This window comes from Enterobacter sp. WI-ESBL-E8 (genome assembly GCF_053364895.1).
In genome coordinates this window covers 3,321,171-3,346,425 of sequence record NZ_JBRWXJ010000001.1, presented here as the reverse complement: position 1 = coordinate 3,346,425, position 25,255 = coordinate 3,321,171, and the positions used below count along the sequence as shown (strand labels likewise).

The 25,255-nt window shown below is 55.5% G+C and carries 22 protein-coding genes and 1 tRNA gene; 7 read left to right on the top strand and 16 right to left on the bottom strand.

Annotation, left to right across the window (positions count from 1 at the left end):
* Window positions 1–9 precede the first annotated feature (9 nt).
* Entirely contained in the window at window positions 10–1,401 is a 1,392-nt protein-coding gene (locus ACWHWP_RS15865; protein WP_059312060.1) for a VasL domain-containing protein, read from the top strand.
* A 139-nt stretch (window positions 1,402–1,540) separates the two neighbouring features.
* Here ACWHWP_RS15865 and ACWHWP_RS15860 read toward each other — a convergent pair.
* From ACWHWP_RS15860 to ACWHWP_RS15850, 3 genes are all read right to left on the bottom strand, one after another.
* Window positions 1,541–1,617 (bottom strand) — tRNA-Pro (locus ACWHWP_RS15860).
* A 71-nt stretch (window positions 1,618–1,688) separates the two neighbouring features.
* Entirely contained in the window at window positions 1,689–3,449 is a 1,761-nt protein-coding gene (gene yejM, locus ACWHWP_RS15855; protein ID WP_059312048.1) for an LPS biosynthesis-modulating metalloenzyme YejM, read from the bottom strand.
* Between the two features lie 19 nt (window positions 3,450–3,468).
* A complete protein-coding gene (locus ACWHWP_RS15850; protein WP_014884596.1) occupies window positions 3,469–3,696 on the bottom strand; it encodes a YejL family protein in 228 nt (75 codons plus the stop codon).
* A 134-nt stretch (window positions 3,697–3,830) separates the two neighbouring features.
* On the opposite strand from ACWHWP_RS15850, the gene yejK reads away from it, so the two are divergent.
* A complete protein-coding gene (gene yejK / locus ACWHWP_RS15845) occupies window positions 3,831–4,838 on the top strand; it encodes a nucleoid-associated protein YejK (RefSeq protein WP_047346586.1) in 1,008 nt (335 codons plus the stop codon).
* Between the two features lie 51 nt (window positions 4,839–4,889).
* Here yejK and rplY read toward each other — a convergent pair whose 3' ends face one another.
* Together rplY and ACWHWP_RS15835 are read right to left on the bottom strand one after the other, a co-directional pair.
* Window positions 4,890–5,174, bottom strand: coding sequence for a 50S ribosomal protein L25 (rplY, locus tag ACWHWP_RS15840; RefSeq protein WP_447855983.1), 285 nt, complete (start codon window positions 5,172–5,174; stop codon window positions 4,890–4,892).
* Between the two features lie 125 nt (window positions 5,175–5,299).
* Entirely contained in the window at window positions 5,300–7,060 is a 1,761-nt protein-coding gene (locus tag ACWHWP_RS15835; RefSeq protein WP_447855982.1) for a DEAD/DEAH box helicase, read from the bottom strand.
* Window positions 7,061–7,212: 152 nt separating this feature from the next.
* On the opposite strand from ACWHWP_RS15835, the gene rsuA reads away from it, so the two are divergent.
* The 3 genes from rsuA to ACWHWP_RS15820 all read left to right on the top strand — a co-directional run bounded on the left by rsuA (window position 7,213) and on the right by ACWHWP_RS15820 (window position 9,755).
* Window positions 7,213–7,920, top strand: coding sequence for a 16S rRNA pseudouridine(516) synthase RsuA (rsuA, locus tag ACWHWP_RS15830; RefSeq protein WP_013097990.1), 708 nt, complete (start codon window positions 7,213–7,215; stop codon window positions 7,918–7,920).
* A gap of 15 nt (window positions 7,921–7,935) precedes the next feature.
* On the top strand, window positions 7,936–9,132 hold the full coding sequence (locus ACWHWP_RS15825; RefSeq protein ID WP_047346584.1) for a Bcr/CflA family multidrug efflux MFS transporter: 1,197 nt from the start codon (window positions 7,936–7,938) through the stop codon (window positions 9,130–9,132).
* A gap of 278 nt (window positions 9,133–9,410) precedes the next feature.
* Window positions 9,411–9,755 (top strand): YejG family protein, encoded by a 345-nt coding sequence (locus ACWHWP_RS15820; protein ID WP_008500952.1) that lies wholly within the window; start codon window positions 9,411–9,413, stop codon window positions 9,753–9,755.
* A gap of 3 nt (window positions 9,756–9,758) precedes the next feature.
* On the opposite strand, the gene yejF is transcribed toward ACWHWP_RS15820, so the two are convergent.
* From yejF to ACWHWP_RS15775, 9 genes are all read right to left on the bottom strand, one after another.
* On the bottom strand, window positions 9,759–11,348 hold the full coding sequence (yejF, locus tag ACWHWP_RS15815; protein WP_447855981.1) for a microcin C ABC transporter ATP-binding protein YejF: 1,590 nt from the start codon (window positions 11,346–11,348) through the stop codon (window positions 9,759–9,761).
* Between the two features lies 1 nt (window position 11,349).
* The gene (locus tag ACWHWP_RS15810) at window positions 11,350–12,375 is read right to left on the bottom strand and encodes an ABC transporter permease (protein ID WP_447855980.1); all 1,026 of its coding nucleotides are present in this window, start codon (window positions 12,373–12,375) and stop codon (window positions 11,350–11,352) included.
* Entirely contained in the window at window positions 12,375–13,469 is a 1,095-nt protein-coding gene (locus ACWHWP_RS15805) for a microcin C ABC transporter permease YejB (RefSeq protein ID WP_059312053.1), read from the bottom strand. The genes ACWHWP_RS15810 and ACWHWP_RS15805 overlap by 1 nt, the downstream gene beginning before the upstream one ends.
* 9 nt (window positions 13,470–13,478) lie before the next feature.
* The gene (locus ACWHWP_RS15800) at window positions 13,479–15,284 is read right to left on the bottom strand and encodes an extracellular solute-binding protein (protein WP_447855979.1); all 1,806 of its coding nucleotides are present in this window, start codon (window positions 15,282–15,284) and stop codon (window positions 13,479–13,481) included.
* A 74-nt stretch (window positions 15,285–15,358) separates the two neighbouring features.
* Window positions 15,359–16,915, bottom strand: a complete 1,557-nt coding sequence (locus ACWHWP_RS15795; RefSeq protein ID WP_059312055.1) for a cyclic di-GMP phosphodiesterase — start codon at window positions 16,913–16,915, stop codon at window positions 15,359–15,361.
* A gap of 127 nt (window positions 16,916–17,042) precedes the next feature.
* Window positions 17,043–17,612: a bifunctional murein DD-endopeptidase/murein LD-carboxypeptidase gene (gene mepS / locus ACWHWP_RS15790; RefSeq protein WP_047346578.1), complete on the bottom strand. Its 570-nt coding sequence runs from the start codon at window positions 17,610–17,612 to the stop codon at window positions 17,043–17,045.
* A gap of 427 nt (window positions 17,613–18,039) precedes the next feature.
* Window positions 18,040–18,741: a phosphatase PAP2 family protein gene (locus tag ACWHWP_RS15785; protein ID WP_165602439.1), complete on the bottom strand. Its 702-nt coding sequence runs from the start codon at window positions 18,739–18,741 to the stop codon at window positions 18,040–18,042.
* A gap of 33 nt (window positions 18,742–18,774) precedes the next feature.
* Window positions 18,775–19,761 (bottom strand): CobW family GTP-binding protein, encoded by a 987-nt coding sequence (locus ACWHWP_RS15780; protein ID WP_063428801.1) that lies wholly within the window; start codon window positions 19,759–19,761, stop codon window positions 18,775–18,777.
* A gap of 123 nt (window positions 19,762–19,884) precedes the next feature.
* Window positions 19,885–21,351 (bottom strand): mannitol dehydrogenase family protein, encoded by a 1,467-nt coding sequence (locus tag ACWHWP_RS15775; RefSeq protein ID WP_063957681.1) that lies wholly within the window; start codon window positions 21,349–21,351, stop codon window positions 19,885–19,887.
* Window positions 21,352–21,556: 205 nt separating this feature from the next.
* On the opposite strand from ACWHWP_RS15775, the gene uxuA reads away from it, so the two are divergent.
* Complete coding sequence (gene uxuA / locus ACWHWP_RS15770; protein ID WP_059311501.1) at window positions 21,557–22,747, top strand: mannonate dehydratase; 1,191 nt, start codon at window positions 21,557–21,559, stop codon at window positions 22,745–22,747.
* A gap of 117 nt (window positions 22,748–22,864) precedes the next feature.
* Here the strand turns inward: uxuA and yeiP are convergent, their stop codons facing one another.
* Window positions 22,865–23,437, bottom strand: a complete 573-nt coding sequence (gene yeiP, locus ACWHWP_RS15765) for an elongation factor P-like protein YeiP (RefSeq protein ID WP_008500940.1) — start codon at window positions 23,435–23,437, stop codon at window positions 22,865–22,867.
* A gap of 164 nt (window positions 23,438–23,601) precedes the next feature.
* Between yeiP and ACWHWP_RS15760 the strand changes: the two genes are divergently transcribed.
* Complete coding sequence (locus tag ACWHWP_RS15760) at window positions 23,602–23,856, top strand: YkgJ family cysteine cluster protein (RefSeq protein WP_023312483.1); 255 nt, start codon at window positions 23,602–23,604, stop codon at window positions 23,854–23,856.
* Here the strand turns inward: ACWHWP_RS15760 and setB are convergent.
* Window positions 23,853–25,034 carry a sugar efflux transporter SetB gene (setB, locus tag ACWHWP_RS15755; RefSeq protein WP_047346573.1) on the bottom strand — a complete coding sequence of 394 codons (1,182 nt, stop codon included), beginning with the start codon at window positions 25,032–25,034 and terminating at the stop codon, window positions 23,853–23,855. The genes ACWHWP_RS15760 and setB overlap by 4 nt on opposite strands.
* Window positions 25,035–25,255: the final 221 nt, after the last annotated feature.

Below are 25,255 nucleotides of genomic sequence, written 5' to 3'. Positions count from 1 at the left end.
ATTCAAAATATGCAAGACGAACAAACACGCCTGGTGAGAACCGGCGGCGATCCGCGATCATTGCCTCAGTTTACGGCGCTGCGCGATGAAATGAGTAAACTTACGCATCCGGCACGCCCGGACGTCGACTGGAAGCAGGTGGAAATACTGTCGCTTTCCCTGTTTGAAATCAACGGCGTGGAGCTTCAGACGAGTGCCTGGTATACCCTCGCGCGCAGCCATCTGGTCCGCGTCAGTGGGATGAATGAAGGCTTCAACATACTGGTTGCGCTGCTAAGCCATCAGTGGGCACAACTCTGGCCACAGCCAGTGTATGCCCGGGCAGAAATCCTGAATGGTCTTTTTCAGCGCTTACAGAAACTTTTCCGCACCTGGTCACTGTTGCCCGCTGATTTCCCGGCCCTTGAGCAGGCCGAAAAGCGTTTGCTGGAACTGGATGACATTCTAAAACGTCAGGAACTCAGGCTCGCCTGCAATCTGAGTCCCCTGATGCAGCAAATACGCAGCGCCTTAAATCGCCTGGAGAATAGTCGTCAGCTGGAGGAGACAACCCAGACCACTGCTTTGCCTGAACAGGCGCGGATGAGTGGTGACGAAGTAGCCCCATGTGCCAGCCAGCTGGTCTATGTCATCCATAAAGAACCCGAAGTAAAGGTGCAGGTGACAGAGGCTCCACCGGTTAAACCAACACGATGGCCAGTCTTTGTAGCTGGCATGGCGACCTCGTTGGTGCTTAGCGCAGCCATTGCCTTTGGATGGCAGGTCCTGCATCAACCGGATGAAGCCATGAAATCCATGGCTGCGTCCGTCAGCTGGCAGCCCGAACCCATGACGGCCTCGCAAATAGATGCTTTCAGGGAAACGGATACCAGCCGGACACATTCCGCCATGTGGATTGGGCGGATAACGAACCAGGTTAACTGGATCATGAATTTGTCGCCGGGGTGGCGGTTTCGCTATGGGCAGGATCTGATTACGCAGGCTAAGACTTTGTGGCCGAATGACCCCGCAACCCGGGCTTTAGTTCAACGCTGGGAACAATATCGGGTGGCCAGAACGCTGCCGGCAAGTCAGTTACTGGGCTGGTATGAGGGAATGAAACAGCTTCAGGTGCTGTCGGCAAAGCTTGATGCGCTGGACCACCAGAAAGGCAAATACCTGACGGGCAGCGAACTGAAGACGATGGTCTGGCAGATAACCAGTTCGTTTGCCAGCGCGGTTCCGGTCGAAGAGCAGCTTCGACAACTGGTTACTGTTCCGGGGGAGGTTACCGTACCCGGAGCGAATATTGTGCAGGTCTCGCAGCATCTTGATTCGTTGAACCATGTGTTAGAACAACTGTCCGCACAGAAAATCAGTGTAACAGAGAGCGGGCCGGAAGCTTCCGATATGCCCAAATAAATGCCTGAAACCGTGGATGTAAGCACTCAGCTCTGCACGTTTCTGGAAGATAAAAAAACAGCAAGTTTTTCAACTTGCTGTTTTTTTTTGATATTTCTGAACCAGTCTGCACAACTGTGGACTGGTTCAGATGAATGACTGGTCGGCACGAGAGGATTTGAACCTCCGACCCCCGACACCCCATGACGGTGCGCTACCAGGCTGCGCTACGTGCCGACGCATAAAAGAATACTACTCGATTCCGTTTTGAATGCAAGGGAATCTGTCGCTAACTGGTTTATAATTAATCAGTTAGCGATGAAGCGCTTCTCATCCGTCAGGACCTGCAGCAGCAGGCTCAGCTGCGGTTTCTGGTCTTTCAACCGTTCACCCTGCAGATTATACGTCTGGTAATTTCCGTTGCTGTTCAGCACCAGCGTCAGCTTCGGCGTGGTCACCACCAGCGTGTTATTCCCGGCAGCGGTAACCCAGTTATGGCGGCGCGCGGCGCTGAAGAGATCCTGCCCCTGCGAATACTCGTTTGCTGGCGTGCTGACGTGCAGCAGGCGTTGCATCAGTGTGGTCATGACATCTTTATGCTCGGTAAGCATATTGATGCGCTGAGCCGGGGTGCCAGGCCAGTGGATCACCAGCGGAACGTGCAGGTTCGGGCGCGACCAGTTCATACTCTTCGTCTCGTTGCCCAACGGGACGCCGTGACCTGCGGTGACGATCACCACGGTGTTGTCCAGCTTTCCTGACTCGCGTAGTGCGCCAAGCACGCGGCCTATCTGCGCATCGACATCGCCAGCCGCACGGCCGTAGCGTCGCGCAAAGTCATTCTTATTACTGTCGGCAAGGGTTGTGCCGTTAAAAGCAACCCATGAGAACCAGCGGTTATCTTCCTGCGCGTAGCGCTGCAGCCAGTTAATCCATTGGTTGGCGGTCTGCGCGTCGGACTGATCTTGCGCCGGCGGCAGTGAGAAATCTGACAGCAGTGCCTGACGGTAGAGCGGGCTGTTAAAGCCATCTGATGAGAACAGCCCTAACTGATAACCTTGCTGATTCAGCCCGGTGATCAGCGCGGCAGGTGTACGGGTAGAGAGTACGCCGTCCATGTAGCCGGCTGAAATACCGTAGAAGAGGCCAAAGATGCCCGCATCGGTTGAGTTACCGGAGCTCATATGCTGAGTAAACGAGACGTTTTGACTCGCGAACTCGGCCAGGGCAGGCATCTGCTTCTCGTAACGGGAATAGTTCAGGCCGTCGACGGTGATCAGCAGGACGTTTTGCCCGCGGCCCATGTCGCGGTAGCGCAGGTCGCTCAGCGGATACTGAACGCTGACCGCTTCCGGGTTACCCTGTTCGACCAGGCGGCGCTGGTACTCCTGCGCATCAAGCAGGCCGTGTTTTTCAAGGAAGCGACGGGCCGTCATTGGATACGAGAGCGGCAGGTTAGCGCGCTGCATGGTAATAGGGCGATAGAAGTTCGCATCCGCCCAGATATACATGATGTGCGAACTGATAAAAGAGACGAAAAAGAGCGTGGCGACGGGCTTCGCATAATGGCGTCGCCGGGTCAGACTGCGAAGTTTTTGCCAGCTCCAGGTGGCAAACAGCATCTCAATCAACAGGATCACCGGGACGCTGATAAACATCAGCTGCCAGTCACGGGCCGTTTCATTCTGGTCGGGGTTAATCACCAGTTCCCAGACGATGGGGTTGAGATGCAGGTGGAAGCGGGTGAACACTTCGCTGTCGATAAGCAGCAGCGTCATTCCCACCGTCGCAAGGATGGCGGACAAGAACCGCATCAGACGCTGCGACATGACGATAAACGTCAGGGGGAACAGGATCAGCAGATAGGTGGCGAAAACCAAAAAGCTAAAGTGACCCACAACGCTCATCCAGGAGTAGATCCGCCCGGTTAGCGTTGTTGGCCAGTCTGCGACAAAAAGATAACGGCAGCCAATGACCGTCGCCAACAGAATGTTGAACAGGGCAAACCAGTGCCCCCAGCTGACCATCTGGGAGACTTTTTCACGGTAGCGCTGACGATTCGTCACCATAAACTGTTGTTCGTATCCCTTAATGGGCCTGGTCGTTGCTGACGGATGACTGTAAAGCCTGGGCGAAAGATTTTGCGATCGCCTGACGCTGAGCCGGAGCAACGCTGGTGTTAATAAGGTTGGTGACCATATTCCCCAAAACCATCAGGGAGAGATCGGTCGGCGTTTTATGTTTTTCCAGTACGTTGACCAGCTCACTGAGCAGTTGTTCAACGTGTTCATCACTGTAGCGGGAATGTTGTGGCATAAATCAAAATCAGTTTGTTGATGAAAGGGCAACATATTACCGTAGCAACAGCTTTTTTTCCCCTTTTTTATCTGTTGTTGCACACATGCCCTGGTGGTGGTTGAATACCGCCCGGTCTAAAAGGAGAGTTTATCATGAGTCTGGAAATCAACCAGATTGCCTTGCACCAGCTTATCAAGCGCGATGAGCAAACCCTTGAAGTGGTGCTGCGCGATTCGTTACTGGAACCCACGGCGACCGTTGTGGAGATGATGGCAGAGCTGCATCGCGTCTATAGCGCCAAAAATAAAGCCTATGGTCTGTTCAGCGAAGAGAGTGAACTGGCAGATAGCCTGCGCCTGCAGCGTCAGGGTGAAGAGGATTTCCTGGCGTTTAGCCGTGCCGCAACCGGGCGTCTGCGCGACGAACTGGCGAAATATCCCTTCGCCGACGGCGGGATCGTGCTGTTCTGCCACTACCGCTATCTCGCCGTAGAGTATCTGCTGGTTACCGTACTGAATAACTTAAGCAGCATGCGCGTGAACGAGCAGCTTGATATAAGCTCGACCCATTATCTGGATATCAACCATGCGGATATCGTGGCGCGTATTGATTTGACCGAGTGGGAAACGAACCCGGAGTCGACCCGCTACCTGACTTTCCTGAAGGGGCGCGTGGGCCGAAAAGTGGCTGATTTCTTCATGGACTTCCTCGGTGCCAGCGAAGGTCTTAACGCCAAAGCGCAGAACAAAGGTCTGCTCCAGGCGGTTGATGACTTCACGGCTGAAGCACAGCTCGATAAATCTGAGCGTCAGAACGTACGCCAGCAGGTTTACAGCTACTGCAACGAACAGCTGCAGGCAGGGGAAGAGATTGAGCTGGAGTCGCTGTCAAAAGAGCTGGCGGGAGTGAGTGAAGTCAGCTTCCAGGAATTCACCGCGGATAAAGGTTATGAGCTTGAAGAGAGCTTCCCGGCGGACCGCAGTACGCTGCGTCAGTTAACTAAGTTTGCCGGCAGCGGCGGCGGGTTAACCATTAATTTTGACGCTATGTTGCTGGGTGAACGCATTTTCTGGGATCCGGCCACCGACACGCTGACCATCAAAGGTACGCCGCCGAACCTGCGCGATCAGCTTCAGCGCCGCACCTCGGGCGGGAAATAACAGCCATAAAAAAACCCCGCAGAAGCGGGGTTTTTTTCGACGTGTTTGCGATTACGCGCGAACGAAGTCGATGTGAGACAGTTTTGGCTTGAACGGGTGACGCTGAACAGCCTGAACTTTCACTTTTTCTTCTTTACCGCCAACAACGATGGTCAGAACTTCGCTGTAGAATTCAGCTTTGGTCTGCAGGTTCCACAGTTTGTCGTGATCCAGTTCGATTGCAACTGGAGCAGTTTCGCCACCGTAAACGATAGCCGGGAACTTGTTAGCGTTACGCAGGCGGCGGCTCGCACCCTTACCCTGCACGTTACGTACTTCTGCTTCGATAGTGAACATTGATTTCTCTCTGTATTTAAAACCCTGCTACAGGCGACCCAGCAGCAGGTGAGTGTTCTGCCTCACGGATGTGAAGCGGGCGGCATTTTATACTCAAATGCCCCTCACATCAATGAAAAGTCCCGCTAACCGCGCAATTCGTTGGCGCGACGAAAGCGACCTTCGTAGTCAAAGAGTTTCTCACGCACCTGCCAGAACTGGCCTTTCTTGCGGGCGACAACAAAATCCGGATGGCGCAACAGCACCTGCTGACGCACGATATCGGCCACGGTTATCCAGCGCAGGGGCACGCCCGGCGTGCGGGTGTGCGGGCGGATAAACAGCTGTTCGAAAGCCGTTCGCTGGGCGGGCGTCTGAACCCGGAAGCGTTCGCTGACGTCTGCCCCGTCCTCATCGTAATAGGTGATTTTTAACCATTCACCTTTTTCATCGGCGCCGGGCTGCAGTGCCATGCCGGAACAGCGCAGCACCAGGGCATCTTTCAGCTTTAGCGCGGCTTTCAGCATGTCGTCCGGGTCGACCAGCACCGTGTCGCACTCCCGGCAGCGGCGCGCTGCAATGTCGTTTTCCGCATTACACTGCGGGCAGTTTTTAAAGCGGAAGCGGAAGTCGCACTGCTCGCGATGCCCCTCGTCATCTTCAAACCAGCCCTGACAGCGGCGGCCAAAGTGTTCGATCAGCGTCCCGTCGGAGGTGGTTTTTCCCCAGAAGGTGTTGGCAAAGCCGCAGGCAGGGCAAAAGACCTGGACGGGCACGTTGTCGCTTTTCCCTTTTGGCGCGCCGACTTCGGGCGTGTAGAGATCGTGCGGGTTGCCGGCATAATCCAGAATCAGACAGTCGGTTTTCCCGGGAGCCAGGCGCAGGCCGCGGCCAACAATTTGCTGATACAGGCTGACCGATTCGGTCGGGCGCAAAATGGCGATCAGATCTACGTGCGGCGCGTCAAAGCCGGTGGTCAATACCGACACGTTCACCAGATAGCGGAACCGCTGGGCTTTAAAGGCGTCAATCAGGCCGTCGCGCTCCGGGCCGGGCGTCTCGCCGGTGATTAACGCCGCGTCGCCAGAGGGCAGTAACCCGGTGATCTCGCGCGCATGCTCAACGGTGGCGGCAAAGATCATCACCCCTTTGCGCGTCGCGGCAAACTCCTCAATCTGGCTGATGATGTGCGGCGTAATGCGCTTTTGCTTTTCCAGCTCCTGGTTAAGATCCGCTTCGCTGAACAAGCCGTTGCTCTGCGCCTGCAGACGGCTGAAATCATACTGCACCACCGGCATATCCAGCCGTTCTGGCGGCGTCAGGTAGCCATGTTTAATCATATAACGCAGCGGAAGTTCGTAAATGCAGTCGCTAAACAGGGCCTTGTCATCGCCGCGCACCATGCCGTGATAATGGTAGCGATAGATCCAGCCTTTACCCAGGCGAAACGGGGTCGCCGTCAGGCCCAGCAGGCGTAAGTGAGGGTTCACCTCTTTCAGGTGCGCCAGGATTTGCTGATACTGGCTGTCGTCGTCATCGCTGATGCGGTGACACTCATCGACAATCAGCAGCGAAAATTCGCTGCGAAACAGGTCCAGATTTCGGGCCACCGACTGCACGCTGCCAAACACCACTTTGCCGTGGCTCTCTTTACGCTTTAGCCCGGCGGCGAAAATGTCGGCCTCTAGCCCAAGCGCACAATACTTGGCGTGATTTTGCGCGACGAGCTCTTTGACGTGGGCCAGCACCAGCACGCGGCCACGGGCCAGGCGCGCCAGTTCGGCGATGACCAGGCTTTTGCCTGCACCGGTCGGGAGCACAATAGCCGCGGGCTCACGGTGTTTGCGAAACCAGGCCAGGGTGGCGTCAACGGCTTCCTGCTGATAGGGACGAAGTGTAAAAGTCATGACATCTCTGTTCTGTTAACTCGCATATAGTATGCCACGAAACTTTTTCCCTTGAGTGGCGCAACCAGACCATTATACTGAGCCGTTCCAGACTGCTTCTTTTTTCGGACCTCTAGTTCGACTTCCAGCACCATTAAGGCTAAAAAGATTTCATGCGACTTGATAAGTTTATCGCTCAGCAACTCGGCGTAAGCCGCGCTATTGCCGGGCGCGAAATTCGCGCCAGCCGCGTTACCGTGGATGGCGACATTGTGAGAGACAGCGCGTTCAAACTCCAGCCTGACCACCAGGTGGAATATGACGGCAATCCGCTGACCCAGCAGCACGGTCCGCGCTACTTCATGCTCAATAAGCCGGAAGGCTATGTCTGCTCAACGGACGATCCGGATCACCCGACGGTACTCTATTTTCTCGACGAACCGGTTGCACACAAGCTGCATGCCGCAGGCCGCCTCGATATCGACACCACCGGTCTGGTGCTGATGACCGACGACGGGCAGTGGTCGCACCGCATCACCTCTCCGCGCCATCACTGCGAGAAAACCTATCTCGTGACGCTGGAGTCTCCGGTTGCGGATGACACGGCAGAGCAATTCGCCAAAGGCGTTCAGCTGCATAATGAAAAAGACCTCACCAAACCGGCGGTACTGGAAGTCATTACCCCAACGGAAGTCCGTCTGACCATCAGTGAAGGGCGCTACCATCAGGTGAAACGTATGTTTGCCGCGGTGGGGAACCACGTTGTGGGCCTGCACCGCGAGCGGATTGGTGCGATTGAACTCGATCCCGACCTGGCGCCAGGCGAATACCGCCCGTTAACGGAAGAAGAGATTGCCAGCGTCGGTCTGCCTTCGCACTAATTTCAGGAGAACTCTGTGACCACCAGGCCACGCTCGTCGTTCAAAATCGTCTTTATTCTTGGCCTGCTGGCCATGCTGATGCCGCTGTCTATTGATATGTACCTGCCCGCGCTGCCGGTCATTTCCGCGCAGTTTGGCGTTCCGGCGGGCAGCGCGCAGATGACGCTCAGCACCTATATTCTCGGCTTTGCCCTCGGCCAGCTGTTTTATGGCCCGATGGCGGACAGCCTTGGACGCAAGCCTGTCATTCTGGGCGGGACGCTGGTCTTTGCGGCGGCTGCGGTTGCCTGCGCGCTGTCGCAGACCATCGATCACCTGATTATCATGCGCTTCCTCCACGGTCTGGCGGCGGCAGCGGCAAGCGTGGTGATTAACGCCCTGATGCGCGATATCTACCCGAAAGAAGAGTTCTCCCGCATGATGTCGTTTGTGATGCTGGTGACGACGATTGCGCCGCTGGTCGCTCCGATGGCCGGTGGGGCAGTGCTGGTGTGGTTTAGCTGGCACGTTATTTTCTGGATCCTGGCACTGGCCGCGCTGCTGGCCTCGGCGATGATTTTCTTCTTTATTGATGAAACGCTTCCCGCCGAGCGCCGCCAGAAGTTCCACATCCGTACCACAATCGGCAACTTTGCCTCGCTGTTTCGCCACAAGCGCGTGCTGAGCTATATGCTGGCGAGCGGGTTCAGCTTCGCCGGGATGTTCTCCTTCCTGAGCGCCGGGCCGTTTGTCTACATCGAGCTGAATCACGTTTCACCTCAGCATTTCGGCTATTACTTTGCGCTCAACATCGTCTTCCTGTTTATCATGACCATCATCAACAGCCGATTTGTCCGGCGGGTTGGGGCGCTGAACATGTTCCGCGCCGGGCTGTGGATCCAGTTTGTGATGGCTATCTGGCTGGTGGTGAGCGCGTTTCTGGGCGTAGGCTTCTGGGCGCTGGTCGTCGGTGTGGCGGCCTTTGTTGGCTGCGTGTCGATGGTGTCATCTAACGGGATGGCGGTGATCCTGGATGAGTTTCCGCATATGGCGGGTACCGCATCGTCGCTGGCGGGGACGTTCCGCTTCGGTATAGGCGCTATCGTCGGAGCGCTGCTGTCTATGGCCACCTTTACGACGGCGTGGCCGATGCTGTGGGCGATGGCTTTTTGCGCAACCAGCTCCATACTCTTCTATCTTTACGCCAGTCGACCGCGAAAAGCGGCTCACTAAAACATAAAGAAGGCCCGGCAGGGCCTTTTTTGTTGATACATATCAACCAAACCCACGTTCGTTTATGCCGTGTTTGTTTATTTTATGTAAAATCTATTTATGTAAAAAGTCACATCATTGTATTCAAAAAGGTTGAGTTAGATCGCAGAAACGGGTACATATAGCGCCGAAGCGAGCCTGGATACGAATAAAAAGCGCTGAATAGTGCAGGCTGGCGCTGATGTGTTACTATAAATGTAAATAAATTGTGAAGTAAATTTTGCTTCCGGGGAACGAACGTGAATACATTACAACTCTCCATTGTCCATCGCTTGCCTCAGAGCTATCGCTGGTCAGCGGGTTTTGCAGGTTCGAAAGTTGAACCGATTCCGCAAAACGTCGCGGGCTGCGAGAATTGCCTCGTGGCACTCAAACTGCTGAGCCCGAGCGACGAAAATGCATGGCGGGTGATGGAACGTCTTAGCCAGGCCCTGACGGATATTGAAGTGGACAGCTCCGTGCTGGAGTGCGAAGGCGAGCCGTGCCTGTTTGTGAAAAGCCAGGACGAATTTGCCGCCACCTGCCGCCTGAAAAATTTTGGCGTTGCGATTGCTGAGCCTTTCTCTGGCCAGTACCCGTTCTGAGCGCTAGTCTGCCGACAACAGCTGGCGCGTGTAGCGCTGCGTTGGTGCGCTAAATACGCGCTGGCACTCACCCTGCTCGACCACTTCTCCCTGTCGCAACACAATTACCTGATGGCATAGCGCCCGCACCACCTGTAAATCATGGCTGATAAAGATATAGGCCAGCCGGTGTTTTTCCTGTAATCCTTTGAGCAGCGCCAGGATCTGCGCCTGAACGGTCCTGTCCAGAGACGACGTTGGTTCATCGAGAATAATCAGCTCCGGTTTCAGGATCAGCGCGCGGGCAATCGCGATTCGCTGGCGCTGTCCGCCGGAGAATTCAGCCGGATAGCGGTGACGCGTCTCGGGATCTAAACCCACTTCAACCATTACCCGCATGACCTCCTGCTCGCGCTGCTGAGCGCTCAGAGCGGGCTGATGCACCCGCAGACCCTCTTCGACAATCTGCAACACACTGAGCCGCGGGTTAAGCGAGGAGTTGGGATCCTGGAAGACCACCTGCATGCGGGGACGTACGGGCATCATCTGGCGCCGGTTCCAGCGGTGCAGCGGCATGCCGTCAAAGAGGATCTCGCCCTGCGAGGCAATTAAGCGCAGCAGCGCCAGACCGGTGGTGCTTTTCCCCGAACCGGATTCGCCCACCAGCCCCAGAGACTCGCCAGGGCGCAGCGAGAAGCGGAGGTTCTTCAGCACCGGGTTCCGATCGACAATGCGCCGCAAAATTCCTTTGCGGATTGGGAACGAAACGGACAGATCCTCAACGCGCAACAGCGGCGCGCTGTCCGCATCGAGAGGAACCGGATCGCCGGAGGGTTCGCTGTCGAGCAGGCGCTGCGTATACGGATGTTGCGGTGCGTGCAGCAGCGTGGACGCGATATTCTGTTCAACACACCGCCCGTTTTGCATCACCGCAACGCTGTCGGCCAGCTTTCTCACAATGCTGAGGTTGTGCGTGATAAACAGCAGGCTCATATTGAGCTCGTCACGCAGCTCCCGCAGCAGCGTTAATATTTGCGCCTGTACCGTCACGTCGAGCGCCGTTGTGGGCTCGTCGGCAATCAGCAGTTCCGGGCGCGTGAGCAGGGCCATAGCAATCATCACGCGCTGGCGTTCGCCGCCGGAGAGCTGGTGCGGAAAATCATTCAGCCGTTTGGCCGCATTGCGTATGCCTGTCCGTTCAAGACAGTCCAGAATTTCTCCCCGCGCGGCCTCTTTGCGTATTCCCCTGTGCAGCGAGAGCACTTCATAGAGCTGTTTTTCCAGGCTGTGCAGAGGGTTAAGCGAAACCATTGGCTCCTGGAAGATCATCGCAATTTTGTTGCCGCGGATGCCGCGCAGGGTATGTTCGTCGGCATGCAGCAGTGAACTGCCGTGAAACAGAATATCTCCCTGCGGGTAGCTTACCGGCGGAGACGGCAGCAGGCGCAGGATAGAGAGTGCCGAAACGCTCTTGCCTGAACCCGACTCGCCCACCAGGGCCAGCGTTTCACCGCGCTGGATCTGCAGCGACAGATCGGTAACCACGGTGCGCGTCTTGCCCTGATTTGAAAAAGCAATCGACAGGTTATCAATGCTGAGAAGGGGCTGGGTCATCTTATACCGCCTTGTTAGGATCGAAGGCGTCGCGCACGGCTTCACCAATAAAAATCAGCAGCGAAAGCAGTACGGCCACGGAGAGGAAGGCGGCGATGCCTAACCACGGCGCCTGCAGGTTGTTCTTGCCCTGCAGCAGCAGTTCGCCGAGCGACGGGGAACCCAGCGGTAGCCCAAAGCCAAGAAAATCCAGAGAGGTGAGGGTGGTGATGGAGCTGCACAGAATAAACGGCAGGAAGGTGAGCGTTGCCACCACGGCGTTAGGCAGCATGTGGCGGAAGATGATCCCCCGGTCGCTTACGCCAAGCGCCTGCGCGGCGCGAATATAGTCGAAATTGCGGGTGCGCAGGAACTCCGCCCGCACCACGCCCACCAGCGCCATCCAGCCGAACAGGACGGTGATGCCTAACAGCCACCAGAAGCCCGGCTGCACCACGCTGGAAAGCAGGATAATCAGAAACAGCGTTGGCATGCCGGACCAGACCTCAATAACCCGTTGACCCCACAGGTCGATTTTGCCGCCGTAGTAGCCCTGAACCGCACCCGCCACGACACCCATCACGCTGGAGAAGATCGTCAGCATAAGGCCAAAGAGGATAGAAATTCGGGTGCCATACAGGATGCGCGCCAGCACGTCGCCACCGTTGGCATCCGTCCCCAGCCAGTTTTGCGCGGAGGGCGGAGAAGGGAAGGGGGCCGTGGTGGCGAAGTTAATGCTGTTTGCGCCAAAACGCACCGGTGCCCAGAGCGCCCAGCCGTGCTGCTCTATCTGCTGGCGGAGCCACGGATCCTGATACTCTGCCGGCGTTGCAAACGGGCCGCCAAAGTCGCTTTCGCTGTAGTTGGCCATAACCGGCACGTACCAGCGGTCGTTAAAATGCACCAGCAACGGCTTGTCGTTGGCGATGAGCTCCGAAAACATGCTCAGGACAAACAGCACGGCAAAAATCCACAGCGACCAGTAGCCGCGGCGGTTGTGGCGAAAACGGGCCCAGCGGGCCTGGTTGACGGGGCTTAAGCGCGGCATCAGCGGCCCTCAAAATCGATTCGGGGATCGACCAGCGTATAGCTGATATCACTGATGATATTCAGCAGCAGGCCAATCAGGGTGAAAATATAGAGCGTGCCAAACATCACCGGATAATCACGCGACACGGTGGCCTCATAGCCCAGCAGGCCCAGACCGTTGAGCGAGAACATCACCTCTATCAGCAGCGAGCCGGTAAAAAACATACTGATGAACGTGGCTGGAAATCCGGCGATTACCAGCAGCATGGCGTTGCGAAACACGTGCTTCCACATGATCTGCTTCTCGCTCACGCCCTTGGCGCGGGCAGTGACGACGTACTGTTTACGAATTTCATCGAGAAAGGCGTTTTTGGTCAACATGGTCAGGGCGGCAAACCCGCCAATGACCGTGGCCAGAACAGGCAGCGTGATATGCCAGAGATAGTCGGTAATTTTCTGATACCACGGTAAGGTGCTGAAATCCGCGGAGACCAGCCCTCGCAGCGGGAAGAGGTCGAAATAAGTTCCCCCGGCAAAAAAGACGATCAGCAGGACGGCAAACAGAAACGCCGGAATGGCGTAGCCGATGATGATGAACGTGCTGCTCCAGATATCAAACCGGCTGCCGTTGTAAACCGCTTTGCGGATCCCCAGCGGAATAGAGACCAGATAGACGATCAGCGTTCCCCACAGCCCCAGCGTTATCGAAACCGGTAGGCTTTGCTTAATCAACGTTAACACTGACGCGCTGCGAAACAGGCTATCGCCAAAATCAAAGCGGATGTAATCCCAGAGCATTTTGAAATAGCGCTCATGAATTGGTTTGTCAAAGCCGTAGCGATGAGTGATCTCGGCGATCACCTCAGGATCCAGTCCGCGCCCGCCGCGATAATGGCTTTCACTGATATTCCCCACGCCGGTTCGCGCATGGCTCGCGCCCATGCCTTCACCGCCACCGCCGGGCATGCCGCCGCTGTTGCCAAATTCAATGGCGGCAATAGCCTGATCGACCGGCCCCCCGGGGGCGATTTGCACGATAAAAAAGTTAATCGTGATGATGGCCCACAGGGTGGGGATGACCAGCAGAAGACGGCGGATAAGATATGCACCCATGATGATTCCCTATCGCCGCTCAGCGGGAAGTCTGGCGGCTTTATTAACATCATACCACCAGGTATCAAAGCCCAGGGAATAGACCGGGCGCACGGCAGGCACGGAGAACTTATCCCAGCGCGCAAGGCGATCTTCGCCCATATACCACATCGGCAGCATGTAATAGTTCCAGGTTAACACCCTGTCGAGGGCGCGCCCAAGCGGCAGGAGCTTTTCTTTATCCCCCTGCGCCGCCACAATTTTCGCAATCAGCGCGTCAATCGCCGTGCTTTTAACGCCGGGTGCATTGTATGAGGAGTCGATGTAGCTGGAGGCCCAGGATATTTGCAGGTCCGAGCTCGGCCACGGCTGCGCGGGCCACAGGCGCTGCATCATGTCGTAATCACGGCTGCGCATGCGGCTGGTGATCTGCGCGTTATCAACCTGACGAATGTTCATGGTTACGCCCAGCCGCTCAAGATTGTGCTTAAACGGCAGCACCCACTGATCGTTGCCCCCGGACGAAAGCAGTAGCTCAAAGCTGAGAGGCTTGCCCGTTTTGGCATCAACACGCTTTTGATTCTTCAGAGGCCAGCCAGCGTCATCCAGCAGCTTGCTGGCTTTCAGCAGGTTGTCGCGATCGTAACCGTCACCGTTCGACGCGGGCGGCTGAAACACGCTGGTGAAAACCTGCGGCGGAACCTCGGCTTTCAGCGGTGCCAGCAGGACCAGCTCGTCGGCTTTCGGGTAATCACGCGCGGCGTACTCGGTATTCTGAAAATAGCTGTTAGCGCGGCTGTAGGCGCCGTAGAACAGGGCTTTGTTCATCCATTCGAAATCAAAGGCCAGGGAAATGGCTTCCCGCACCCGGCGGTCATTGAAAACCGGACGCTGAATATTAAACGCCAGCCAGCGCGTGTCCTGGGCGGATTCATTTTTATGCTCGTCTTTGACGATATAGCCTTTGGCGAAATTTTTCCCGATATAGCGGGTTGCCCAGTTTTTAGCGCTGCTCTCGACGCGTAAGTCGAAGGCACCGGCTTTGAAAGCTTCAAACGCCACGTTATCGTCAAGGTAGTAATCATAGCGAAGGGTGTCGAAATTCCAGCGCCCGCGGTTTACCGGCAGGTTGGCCGCCCAGTAGTCTTTGACGCGGGAATAGACTACATACTGCCCCATGCGCCAGTCGGTGATGCGATACGGGCCGCCCGCCAACGGTGGCGTCGAGAGCGGGTCGCTTAGCTTATGGTTTTTCCAGAACGATTCCGGCATGACGGGCAGCGAGAACAGGCTGAGCATATTCTCTTTGTTCGGTTCGCTGAGCTCAATGCGCACGGTGAGCGGCGCAATGGCTCTGACCGACGCGCCTTTATACACGATGCGGAACTGGGGAACGCCTTCGGTCATGAATTTATGGAAGGTGAACGCAACGTCGCTGGCCTTAACCGGCGAGCCGTCATGAAAGCGGGCCCGCGGGTTCAGCGAGATTTCCGCCCAGGCGAAGTTATCGGCATAACGCACGTTCTCGGCAATCAGCGGATAGTAGCTGCCGGGCTCGTCATCAGACGTGACAAAGAGCGTATCGTAAAGCGATTCCGTTCGCGCCGCCGCCACGCCGCGCAGGGCGAAGCGGTTGAAGTTGTCGAAGGTTCCCGTGGCGGAAAGCGTGACCTTCCCGCCTTTCGGCGCGGCAGGGTTGACGTAATCGAAGTGCGTAAAATTAACCGCGTATTTCGGCTCGCCAATGACCGCGAAGGCGATATTTTCTTTGATGGCCTGCGCCTGGCTGGACAGGCTCGTTAATGCCAACATCAGCAACATGAAGCGCATAAGCATCTCGCGGCAGCTCCCTCTTTTACAGACCGGCTCGGTTAAGCTGAATAATAAGTGACGCCACGGCCATTGTGAAATTATTCACCGTCGAGTGAAACGTCAGGACGCCATTGGCGGAACTGCTCCAGCGGCATAGGACGGCTAATCCAGTAGCCCTGCAGGTAGTTAACACCGTGTTCACGCAGCCAGGCGGCCTGTTCCGGTGTTTCTACGCCTTCGGCAACGGTCAACATATCCAGTCGTCTTGCCAGCGTCAGGACGGCATCCAGCACCGGCGACGTTACGGTCTCGGTGCCGATCGCATTCACGAAACCACGGTCGATTTTGAGGTAGTCCATGGTGAAATGCTCAAGATAGATCAGCGCGCTGTGGCCGGTGCCAAAGTCATCAATGGCTATCTCAAAGCCTTCGTTGTGCAGCCATTCGAAGAGGCTGTTGGCTTCGCGATGGTTAAGCATGTCGCGCTCGGTAATTTCCAGCACGATCTGGAAGTAATCCGGCGGCAGTAACGCTTTGAAGGTGCGCATGTCGTCTTTGAAGCTTTCCGCATGCAGATGCCCCGGCGCAATGTTGATGCCCACCTTTGCGCCCGGAGGGAGCAGCGTTTGTAACACGGGGGCATCGCGAATAATAAGATCAAAGAGATGCAGCGTCAGCGGGACAATCAGCTTCTGGGCTTCGGCAAAATTGATAAACGCGTCCGGCGGAATTTCCCCCATGGTCGGGTGTTTCCAGCGCATCAGCACTTCAAGCCCGGTCATTCTGAGCGATTTGGCATCGACGACGGGCTGATAGACCACGTAAAACTGGCCGCGCTTAATGGCGCTTAAAATCTCTTTGCCAGGATTCAGCCGTATACTGAGGATATAGTAGTTGAGCGATCCGGCACAAATGCCGCATACCAGCCCGAAGAACAGCGCGTAGAGAATTTCATCGCTGGTCCATGCGTCCGCATAAAGATTAATGGTCAGGGGGACGTCTTTCAGCGTCGCGGTGCGGGCCGGGATTTCACGTAAGTCGTGCGCCTTCACCAGCGTGCTGGACCGCGTTGACAACGCATGATCGCCAATAATGATGGCGATACCCGCGAATTCATCCTGGCGTGCGGTATAAAGCAGGTAAGGCGTCAGATTAAGATTCACCGAGGTAAACACGCCACCGTCTTTTACTAACGGGTTACGGTACCAGATGGCAATCGCGGGCTTATTGGGCAACATCGGGGTACCTGGAAGCAATGCCATATCGATCTGCTTATCAATGTGCAGCTCGGGTACCAGCCCCTCCATCGGGGTATTCATCGGGCCCGTGGCAGAAGAGCAGAACGCCATTTTGTCTCTGACCAGCAGGAATGCGCGAACGTTAATGCTAAAGGCGGCGCGCGAGGTGAGTTCCTGATTGACGTCATGGCAACTGTTCAGCGTGAGCGGCTGGAGGGCATCGATGGCGCTTTTTAACTCATCGAAATAGCTTTCCATGTAGATGCTGACGTCGTGAATCAGGGTGTCGAATTTGACTTCGCGCTTGTGGTAGCTCCAGAAAAATTGCAGCGAACCCAGGAGCAGGGCGGCAATAAGGCCTGTGATAATGCTGAGGATCAGTATCTTGCGATTACTGGAGAAGTAGCGGGTGAACATAGACGTCGTGATTCCTGAAATGCCGCTGGATGTATTCAGTGTAATGGGCAAAAAAAAACACTGCCGAAGCAGTGCTTTTTTTCATCATATCGTCAGCCAAGGGATAACCAACGATACAATTATCATATTAACTGCGGGTCAATACGCGGCGCGCTTCGTTATAGCGCTTCTTCCAGTACGGCTCGTTCATGCTGGAAATGGTCACACCGCTGCTGGTGGAGGCATGTACAAACTGGTCGTTACCAATATAGATGCCAACATGTCGACCCGTGGAACCTGCACGGAACAGAACTAAGTCACCGGTGCGAAGTTTAGTGCGCGAAATCGACTTGCCCATCTCCTGCTGTTCATAGGTTGAACGCGGAAGATCTAACCCAAACTGCTCGCGGAACGTACGCTGTACAAAACCGGAACAATCAATACCTGTTTTTGTGCTGCCGCCAAGACGATAGCGCACGCCTTTCCAGCTAGCATACTGGTCCATAATGCGGGACTTCACGTCCAGATTACGTACCATATTTTCAAATTCATCCTGAGAGGCTTGCAGTGACGAGGAATCTTCCATTCCCACAACACGCGTCTCAGGATGCATATTCTTTGCGGTGTTCGATGTACTACATGCAGACAACAGTACCGCGACTGCTATCGCCGGGATCCCCCGTAAGATATATCTCAGAAACGGTTGAGATTTGACCATTTTGTTTATTATCCCTTGAAGTCCTTAACGACAAATATCGTTATAAAAATGCCAAACGTGACGAGACTAATTATCTGTTCACATTGAGACAATTCTTTCTGGTCACATTTGTGGCACAGCGCACAAAATTATTCACCAGCGAAATAATTATCTCTATGGGGCAAAACGAGTTCGAGATTAACCGATTGCCAGGGGTATTGCGAGTAAAAAAAGCCTTTTTTTTATAAGAAAATGTGATACAGAAAGTAAAAATCCGTAATTGCTTAAATTACCGTCAGATCCGACGCCTAATTGCGCAATTGCTTCATTTTTATCATGAATATGATGACGAGAATATGACAGTGGGGAAAGATCGCGCCGGGAGCAGCATCAGGGATCATGTCGATCCCTGATAGTTAGCGGTAATTTGAGTGAGTTATTTGTTTAATTATTGTTGCGCTTTGCCGGGAAGATAGCGATCGAACAACGCTATTATCCTGTCGCTCAGCGGCGTCAACAGACACCACGGCAGCGCAATCAGCGCAACGGAGAGCGAACCGACGGCAATATCGGTGAACCAGTGGGCGCCAATCATTACGCGCGGGAAGGCAAAAACCACAAAAATAATCAGGGCTATGGCAAAGGCTTTTCTGCCGAAATAGCGAAGCATAATTGCGGAAAAAATAAGCAGCATCATCCCGTGATCGCCGGGGAAACTGTCCTTCGACGCATCTTTTGTTGGAATATGCAGCAGCTCGCTGACGCGATAAATATCGGTGAAGAATAGCGTTGGGCTTGAACGCTTCACCGGAATAATCGCGGTGGCCAGCTGGTTAATTAACACAGCAAACAGCAGCATCACCAGACCGATAATCAGGATACGCCGACGTCCGGCTTTATCCTCTTTCAGCCAGAAAGAGAGCATCAGGCAGCCCATGGCCAGCAGGGAGAAGCCGTCAAAGGCGCGGTTGTTGGTAATTGCCACCAGCCACAGGAACGCGTTGCTCTTCACCAGCTCCTGGTTGAAGAAGTGAAAAATGGCAGAATCCAGCGGGAACCAGAAACCATGATCCGCCGGGATATACCAGGAGAAGAAGAGCGCCAGGCCGGCGACATTAAGCAGTAATATCAGGGGAAATCGAGTTGTCATAACGTTCTGCATAGAGTGAAAACTGGGGCAACGTTAGCCGCCCGAACTTAAACGAATCCTCAACAGGCTGGACTGCAGGGCATTCCAGTCGGCGTTAACCGCACTAATTAACTCTATACGGCTGTCAGGCGGCGCCACATTTTGCGTTTCAATAAAGAAATCGTCGCCCTGGCGATTGATTCGCACCAGGCCGTCCGGCGTGCGCATAATCCCTTTCACGCGATCGACGGGCGCAAGTCTGGCCCACTCCAGAATCCCGATGGTGTCGAAAACGGTGTCAGCATCAAAAATCCATCCACAGGCCTGATATCCCTGGCCGCTGTTCAGATTACGACGCCAGCGCTGGTGTTCCGGCAGGCTCAGTGCGCCCAGGCCCTGCTTAACCGGATGACTGTGCGCGTGATCCGCGCTGGCAGACAGCTCGGTGAGGTTCAGACGAGGCAGGTCAAGCAGGGCGCCGTCAATTTTCCCCTGTGTCGCCTGCACTCGCGTGCGGTTGCCGCCGAAATGCTGCCACCACGCGTCCAGCGCGGCCTGGCTTTCCGCCGTGGCGCGATCTTCTTTATTGGCGACGATAACGTCTGCCGAGGCGAGCTGATCGCGGAAGTTCTCATTGGCTACCGCTTTTTCATCCAGTAGCTGACGAGGATCGAGCAGGCACAGGGTGGCGCGCAGATCGATCCACGGCTCGTAAACCGGGGCGGTCAGTAAATCGAGGATCTGCTTTGGGTGACCGAGCCCGGTGGGTTCAATCAGCAGGCGGTCGGGTTTGCCCTGACGCAGCAGGGTATTGAGCCCCACCTGCATCGGCAGGCCATTGACGCAGCACATGCATCCGCCGGGGATCTCTTTAATCATCGCGCCGCTGGATGACAGCAATGCACCATCAATGCCCACCTCGCCAAATTCATTGACCAGCACGGCCCATTTTTCGGCCGGATCTTTATTCGCCAGCAGGTGAAGAATGGAGGTGGTTTTACCGCTGCCGAGAAAACCGGTGATGAGGTTGGTTTTGGTCACGTGTGCTCCGCAAGAGAATTGTGATGCTATAACACTATTCTCTTATCCTGGCGAAAAATGTGCCCAATGAGAAGGGGAAGGGCGAACGGAGGCCGCATCCGTTCGCGTTAAGCGCAATAATCGCTAAATATTTAACGTTTCAATAACAGCCTGACGCGCGCCGTGGCGGGCAATGCGCTGATATGCCTGGCTGACAGCATCAACAAACGTGCCGTTTTGCGCGAGATCGTGTCCAAAGACCTCGTTCAGCCCCAGTATAGCGTTAACGCGCCCGGCGTCGCTGCTGGCGTCAACAATCGCGCGGATTTTTTCGCTGAGGGGATCGCGAACGTCAATCGCGTTGCCACGCTCGTCGGTACCGCTGACGTAGCGTATCCACCCGGCCACGCCCAGGGCCAGCAGCGGCCACGGCGTTTTTCGCTCAAGATGGACGCGGATCCCATCCAGCATTCTCTGGGGCAGCTTCTGGCTGCCGTCCATCGCGATTTGCCACGTGCGATGCTGAAGTGCCGGGTTGGCAAAGCGCTCGAGCAGGCTGTCAGCGTATGCGGTGAGGTCGACATCCTTAATACGTAATGTGGGAGCCTGTTCGTTCAGCATGAGGCGCCGGGCGGCTTCGCGGAAGGCTGCGTCTTCCATACATTCATTAATATGCGCGTAGCCGGCGAGATACCCCAGATACGCCAGGAAAGAGTGGCTGCCGTTGAGCATGCGTAACTTCATCTGCTCCCACGGCAGAACGTCCTGCACCATCTGGACGCCCGCAGCTTCCCACGCCGGACGGCCGGCGACAAAATTATCTTCCACTACCCACTGAATAAACGGCTCGCAGCTGATGGCGCACGGATCTTCAACGCCGAGCGCGTCGGTGATTTCCGCCAGCGAGGCTTCGGTCGCGGCGGGCACAATCCTGTCGACCATCGTTCCCGGGAAACTCACGTGGGTATCAATCCATTCTGACAGCGCCGCGGAACGCTTTTGCGCCATGCCCAGCACCGCGTTTTTCACCACGTGGCCGTTGTCGGGGATATTGTCGCAGGACAACACGGTAAAAGCGGGCAGGCCGCGCTCGCGGCGGCGGTGGAGCGCTTCGACCAGGATCCCGGGGGCGGAATGCGGCTCTGAGGGGTTTTCAAGATCGTGGACGATCCGCGCGTTATGCAGATCCAGCTTACCGGTCGCGGGATCGATGCAGTAGCCTTTCTCCGTGATGGTGAGCGACACAATCGCCACCTGAGGCTCACAAAATTTCTCAATAATCGCCGGCAGAGAGTCCAGCTTTGCGTTCAGGCATTCGTGGACGGCACCGACGATAATCGGCTGATTGCCGTCTGCGCCTTTCTCCAGCACGGTAAACAGATGATCCTGCGCGCGCAGCTGGCCCATCAGCACGTCGCCGCTGAAAAGGCTAATCTCACAAATCCCCCAGTCGCCGCCTTTTTCATTCAGCACCCGGTTTGTTAACAAAGCCTGGTGCGCGCGGTGAAAGGCACCAAAGCCAAAATGGACGATGCGGGAGCGTAATTGCGCGCGATCGTAGCGAGGTTGCTGAACGTGGGCAGGAAGCGAGGTGGAGGCAATTGTCTTCATGAAATACACACCTGATTAACCATTAATTAACAATGCCAGTGTAAAGTTATATGACAGCAAATAAAATTGGTGAGCCGTAAATATCCCCGTTCTGTGAGTTTGATCAATCAACGTGTGGCGGTATGTTGACCCTTAGCGGCAAACATGTATGGTAGTCGTCATTGCAGTAACGCATATTGGTATAACAACTTAAGAGGGTGAGGCAATGGAACAAACCTGGCGTTGGTACGGGCCGAACGATCCGGTTTCTCTTGATGATGTGCGTCAGGCTGGCGCAACGGGTGTCGTCACGGCGCTGCATCATATTCCTAACGGTCAGGTATGGCCGATTGAGGAAATTCAACAGCGTCAGGCGCTGCTGGCGGAGAAGGGATTAACCTGGTCTGTGGTGGAAAGCATTCCGGTTCATGAAGAGATCAAAACCCATTCCGGTGAGTACCAGACGTGGATTGCTAACTATCAGCAGAGCATTCGCAACCTGGCGGCCTGCGGCATTGATACGGTCTGCTATAACTTCATGCCCATTCTGGACTGGACGCGGACCGACCTTGAGTATCAGATGCCGGACGGTTCAAAAGCGCTGCGTTTCGATCAGATTGCCTTTGCGGCATTCGAACTGCACATTCTGAAACGCCCTGGTGCCGAAGCGGATTACACCGCAGAAGAGCAGCAGCAGGCGCGTGAGTGGTTTAACGCCGCCAGCGAAGCAGACATCGAAAAGCTGACCCGTAATATTATTGCTGGCCTGCCGGGTGCTGAAGAGGGGTATACGCTGGATCAGTTCCGCGCGCGTCTGGCGGAATACGGCGATATTGATAAGCACCAGCTGCGCGAAAACATGGCGTATTTCCTGCGCGCTATCGTGCCGGTCGCTGAAGAGGCGGGTGTACGCCTCGCCGTGCACCCGGACGATCCTCCGCGTCCTATCCTTGGCCTGCCGCGTATCGTTTCCACCCTTGAAGATATGCAGTGGCTGAAAGAGACGGTAAACAGCATCTATAACGGCTTTACCATGTGTACCGGCTCCTACGGCGTGCGCGCGGATAACGATCTGGTACGGATGATTGAAACCTTCGGCGATCGTATCCACTTCACGCATCTGCGTGCGACCTGCCGTGAAGCGAACCCGAAAACCTTCCACGAGGCGGCGCACCTTGGCGGCGATGTGAATATGGTCGCGGTGGTGGATGCTATTCTGGCGGAAGAGGCGCGTCGCAAGCAGGCTGGCGATGTGCGTCCTATCCCGTTCCGTCCGGATCACGGACACCAGATGCTGGACGATCTGCGTAAGAAGACCAACCCGGGCTATTCGGCGATTGGCCGTCTTAAGGGGATGGCGGAAGTGCGCGGCGTTGAGCTGGCGCTGAAGATGACGAAGTATCCGGAGCTTCTGTAAGCTCTGTTGCCCGGTGACGCTACGCTTACCGGGCCTACAAATAAACCGGCCTGAGAGCCGGTTTTTGTGTTTTTGTAGGTCGGGTAAGGCGAAGCCGCCACCCGACAAATGCCGCAATCAGTCAGCGCGGCCCATATAGCGTTTTTCTTCGATATGGATGCGGATTTTCTCGCCAGCGGAGAGGTATTCCGGTACCTGCACAACCAGGCCGGTCGTCAGGGTAGCCGGTTTGTTGCGGGCACTTGCTGATGCGCCTTTGATGCCAGGCGCCGTTTCAACGATTTCCAGATCGACGGTCTGAGGCAGTTCCAGGGCCAGCAGCACGCCGTCCCAGGTCAGAACCTGCATGTCAGGCATACCGCCTTCAGGGATGAACAGCAGCTCTTCTTCGATCTGATCTTTGGTGAAGATGTACGGGGTGTAATCTTCTTTATCCATGAACACGTATTCGTTGCCGTCGATGTAGGAGAAATCGACATAGCGGCGGGTCAGGGTCACGGTATCGACGATATCGTCACCTTTAAAGCGCTCTTCCACTTTCAGGCCGGTACGCACATCGGCGAAACGCATTTTGTACAGCGTTGCTGCACCACGGGCGCTCGGGGCCTGAATGTCGATATCTTTCACAATCAGCAGTTTGCCGTTGTAATTCAGCACCATACCTTTCTTAATTTCGTTCGCTCTTGGCATTGCAGTAATCCTGTTTACGGGAGGTAAAAAATATCGCGCCAAATTACTCGCGCGCGGCCTTTCAGGCAAGAGGAATTCGCGGCTTTTGCTATCAATACGCAAAAGGTGTTACTGTGCGCGCGATGCCCGACTGCGCGGGCGTCCGTCAGCGAAAGAGAGCATTTATGGATTGCCGTCCAGACTGTGGCGCGTGCTGTACTGCACCGTCCATTTCAAGTCCCATTCCAGGAATGCCCGAGGGCAAGCCTGCCAATACCCGCTGCGTTCAGCTCTCGGAAACGAATCTGTGCATGATCTTTGGCTCGCCTTTGCGCCCGAAGGTCTGCTCCGGGCTTCAGCCCACTGCCGAAATGTGCGGCAGCACGCGAGGGCAGGCGATGACGTACCTTCTTGAGCTGGAAGCGCTCACCGCGCCCTAAACGTCTTTAATCCGCGTCAGACAGCCAATCGTCAGCGTACACATCACCAGCGCAATCCAGAACACCGTGTGATAGTTCCAGATTTCAGCCACCACGCCGGCCATTGAGCCGGCGATAATCCAGCCCACGCGGGTGGTATTAGTATAAAGGGTGGTGGCAGAGCCTGCCTGACCCGGCATCAGATCCTGGAAGTAGAGCATGCCTATCCCGGCGAGAATGCCAATATAAATGGCGTTCAGCAGCTGTAAAGCCAGCAGCAGCCCCGGCGTATGAACCGTCAACATACCGATATAGAACAGCAGGCCCGCGACGGCGGCGATGCGCATTAAAAAACGCTTCCCGAAGCGCTTTGCGTAATAGCCTGCGATGAGCATGGTCGGGATCTCCAGCCCGGCGGCGGTGCCCATCATAATGCCCGCCAGCTTCTCCGACAGGTGCAGTTCATCAATAATAAACAGCGGCATATTGATGATATACAGGCTGTTGGTACCCCACATCAGCGTGCAGACAACAAACAGGAGCAGGGCATCGCGGCGGTTGCGGCGCGGCGCTTCCAGCACGCCCGTTGCCACTTTCGGCTCTTTGCGCATGGACGGCAGGAAGAACCACACCAGCGCGCCGCACGCCACAAACGCGACGGCCGCGCTCAGGTACATCACCGTAAAGCCAAAACCCATCGCCAGCGCGTAAGCCAGCGGCGGGCCAATTACCCACGCCAGCGACACCTGAGCACGCAGAACGGAGCTGAACATCACCGCTTCACGCCCGGTATGGTCGGCGTGTTCGCGGGCAAGGGCGAACATCTGCGGGTTCGCCGTCGAGCCAAAGCTGCTCAGGAACACCCCGACGAAGAGCAAAATGAAATAATTGCGGTTCCAGGCAAACAGAACGCAGGCCAATACCCCCAGCAGGCAGCAGAAAACGATCAGGCTTTTACGATCGCCTTTTCTGTCGGATCGCCCCGCCAGAAACTGACTGACCAGGATGCCGATGATGGCGCTGCCGGTAAAAAAGAAGCCGACCATTGCCGGGCGGGCGTGAACCTCATTCGTCAGAAATAAACTCAGCGTCGGCGTCTGTAACGCACCGGCAATGCCAGTGAAGAAGGCAACAACCAGAAATGCCGCTGAGGTTAAATCAAAGGGCTTCGGCGAGGCGGCCGCAGGGGTGTTATGCATGTTTTATAATTAGCGAGTAGCAGAGAGGAGGCGGAGTTTACGCCGTCAGCTAAAAAATAAACAGTGGGTGCGGTCAATGATGCCACGAAAAATCAAAATGGCATTTCAACTTATAAACAGGCTGGCTGACCTTAGCTGAAACTGGCTTGCTGAACTTCAGCAAAATTCAGCTGAACGAAGAAGAAATGTGCTGTATCTCTAAATTCTGACATCAGAAAGAC

Coding starts and splice junctions, on each gene's coding strand:
- ACWHWP_RS15865 (WP_059312060.1), top strand. CDS start 10: ATGCAAGACGAACAAACACGCCTGGTGAGAACCGGCGGCGATCCGCGA.
- yejM (WP_059312048.1), bottom strand. CDS start 3,449: ATGGTGACGAATCGTCAGCGCTACCGTGAAAAAGTCTCCCAGATGGTC.
- ACWHWP_RS15850 (WP_014884596.1), bottom strand. CDS start 3,696: ATGCCACAACATTCCCGCTACAGTGATGAACACGTTGAACAACTGCTC.
- yejK (WP_047346586.1), top strand. CDS start 3,831: ATGAGTCTGGAAATCAACCAGATTGCCTTGCACCAGCTTATCAAGCGC.
- rplY (WP_447855983.1), bottom strand. CDS start 5,174: ATGTTCACTATCGAAGCAGAAGTACGTAACGTGCAGGGTAAGGGTGCG.
- ACWHWP_RS15835 (WP_447855982.1), bottom strand. CDS start 7,060: ATGACTTTTACACTTCGTCCCTATCAGCAGGAAGCCGTTGACGCCACC.
- rsuA (WP_013097990.1), top strand. CDS start 7,213: ATGCGACTTGATAAGTTTATCGCTCAGCAACTCGGCGTAAGCCGCGCT.
- yejF (WP_447855981.1), bottom strand. CDS start 11,348: ATGACCCAGCCCCTTCTCAGCATTGATAACCTGTCGATTGCTTTTTCA.
- ACWHWP_RS15810 (WP_447855980.1), bottom strand. CDS start 12,375: ATGCCGCGCTTAAGCCCCGTCAACCAGGCCCGCTGGGCCCGTTTTCGC.
- ACWHWP_RS15805 (WP_059312053.1), bottom strand. CDS start 13,469: ATGGGTGCATATCTTATCCGCCGTCTTCTGCTGGTCATCCCCACCCTG.
- ACWHWP_RS15800 (WP_447855979.1), bottom strand. CDS start 15,284: ATGCTTATGCGCTTCATGTTGCTGATGTTGGCATTAACGAGCCTGTCC.
- ACWHWP_RS15795 (WP_059312055.1), bottom strand. CDS start 16,915: ATGTTCACCCGCTACTTCTCCAGTAATCGCAAGATACTGATCCTCAGC.
- mepS (WP_047346578.1), bottom strand. CDS start 17,612: ATGGTCAAATCTCAACCGTTTCTGAGATATATCTTACGGGGGATCCCG.
- ACWHWP_RS15785 (WP_165602439.1), bottom strand. CDS start 18,741: ATGACAACTCGATTTCCCCTGATATTACTGCTTAATGTCGCCGGCCTG.
- ACWHWP_RS15775 (WP_063957681.1), bottom strand. CDS start 21,351: ATGAAGACAATTGCCTCCACCTCGCTTCCTGCCCACGTTCAGCAACCT.
- uxuA (WP_059311501.1), top strand. CDS start 21,557: ATGGAACAAACCTGGCGTTGGTACGGGCCGAACGATCCGGTTTCTCTT.
- yeiP (WP_008500940.1), bottom strand. CDS start 23,437: ATGCCAAGAGCGAACGAAATTAAGAAAGGTATGGTGCTGAATTACAAC.
- ACWHWP_RS15760 (WP_023312483.1), top strand. CDS start 23,602: ATGGATTGCCGTCCAGACTGTGGCGCGTGCTGTACTGCACCGTCCATT.
- setB (WP_047346573.1), bottom strand. CDS start 25,034: ATGCATAACACCCCTGCGGCCGCCTCGCCGAAGCCCTTTGATTTAACC.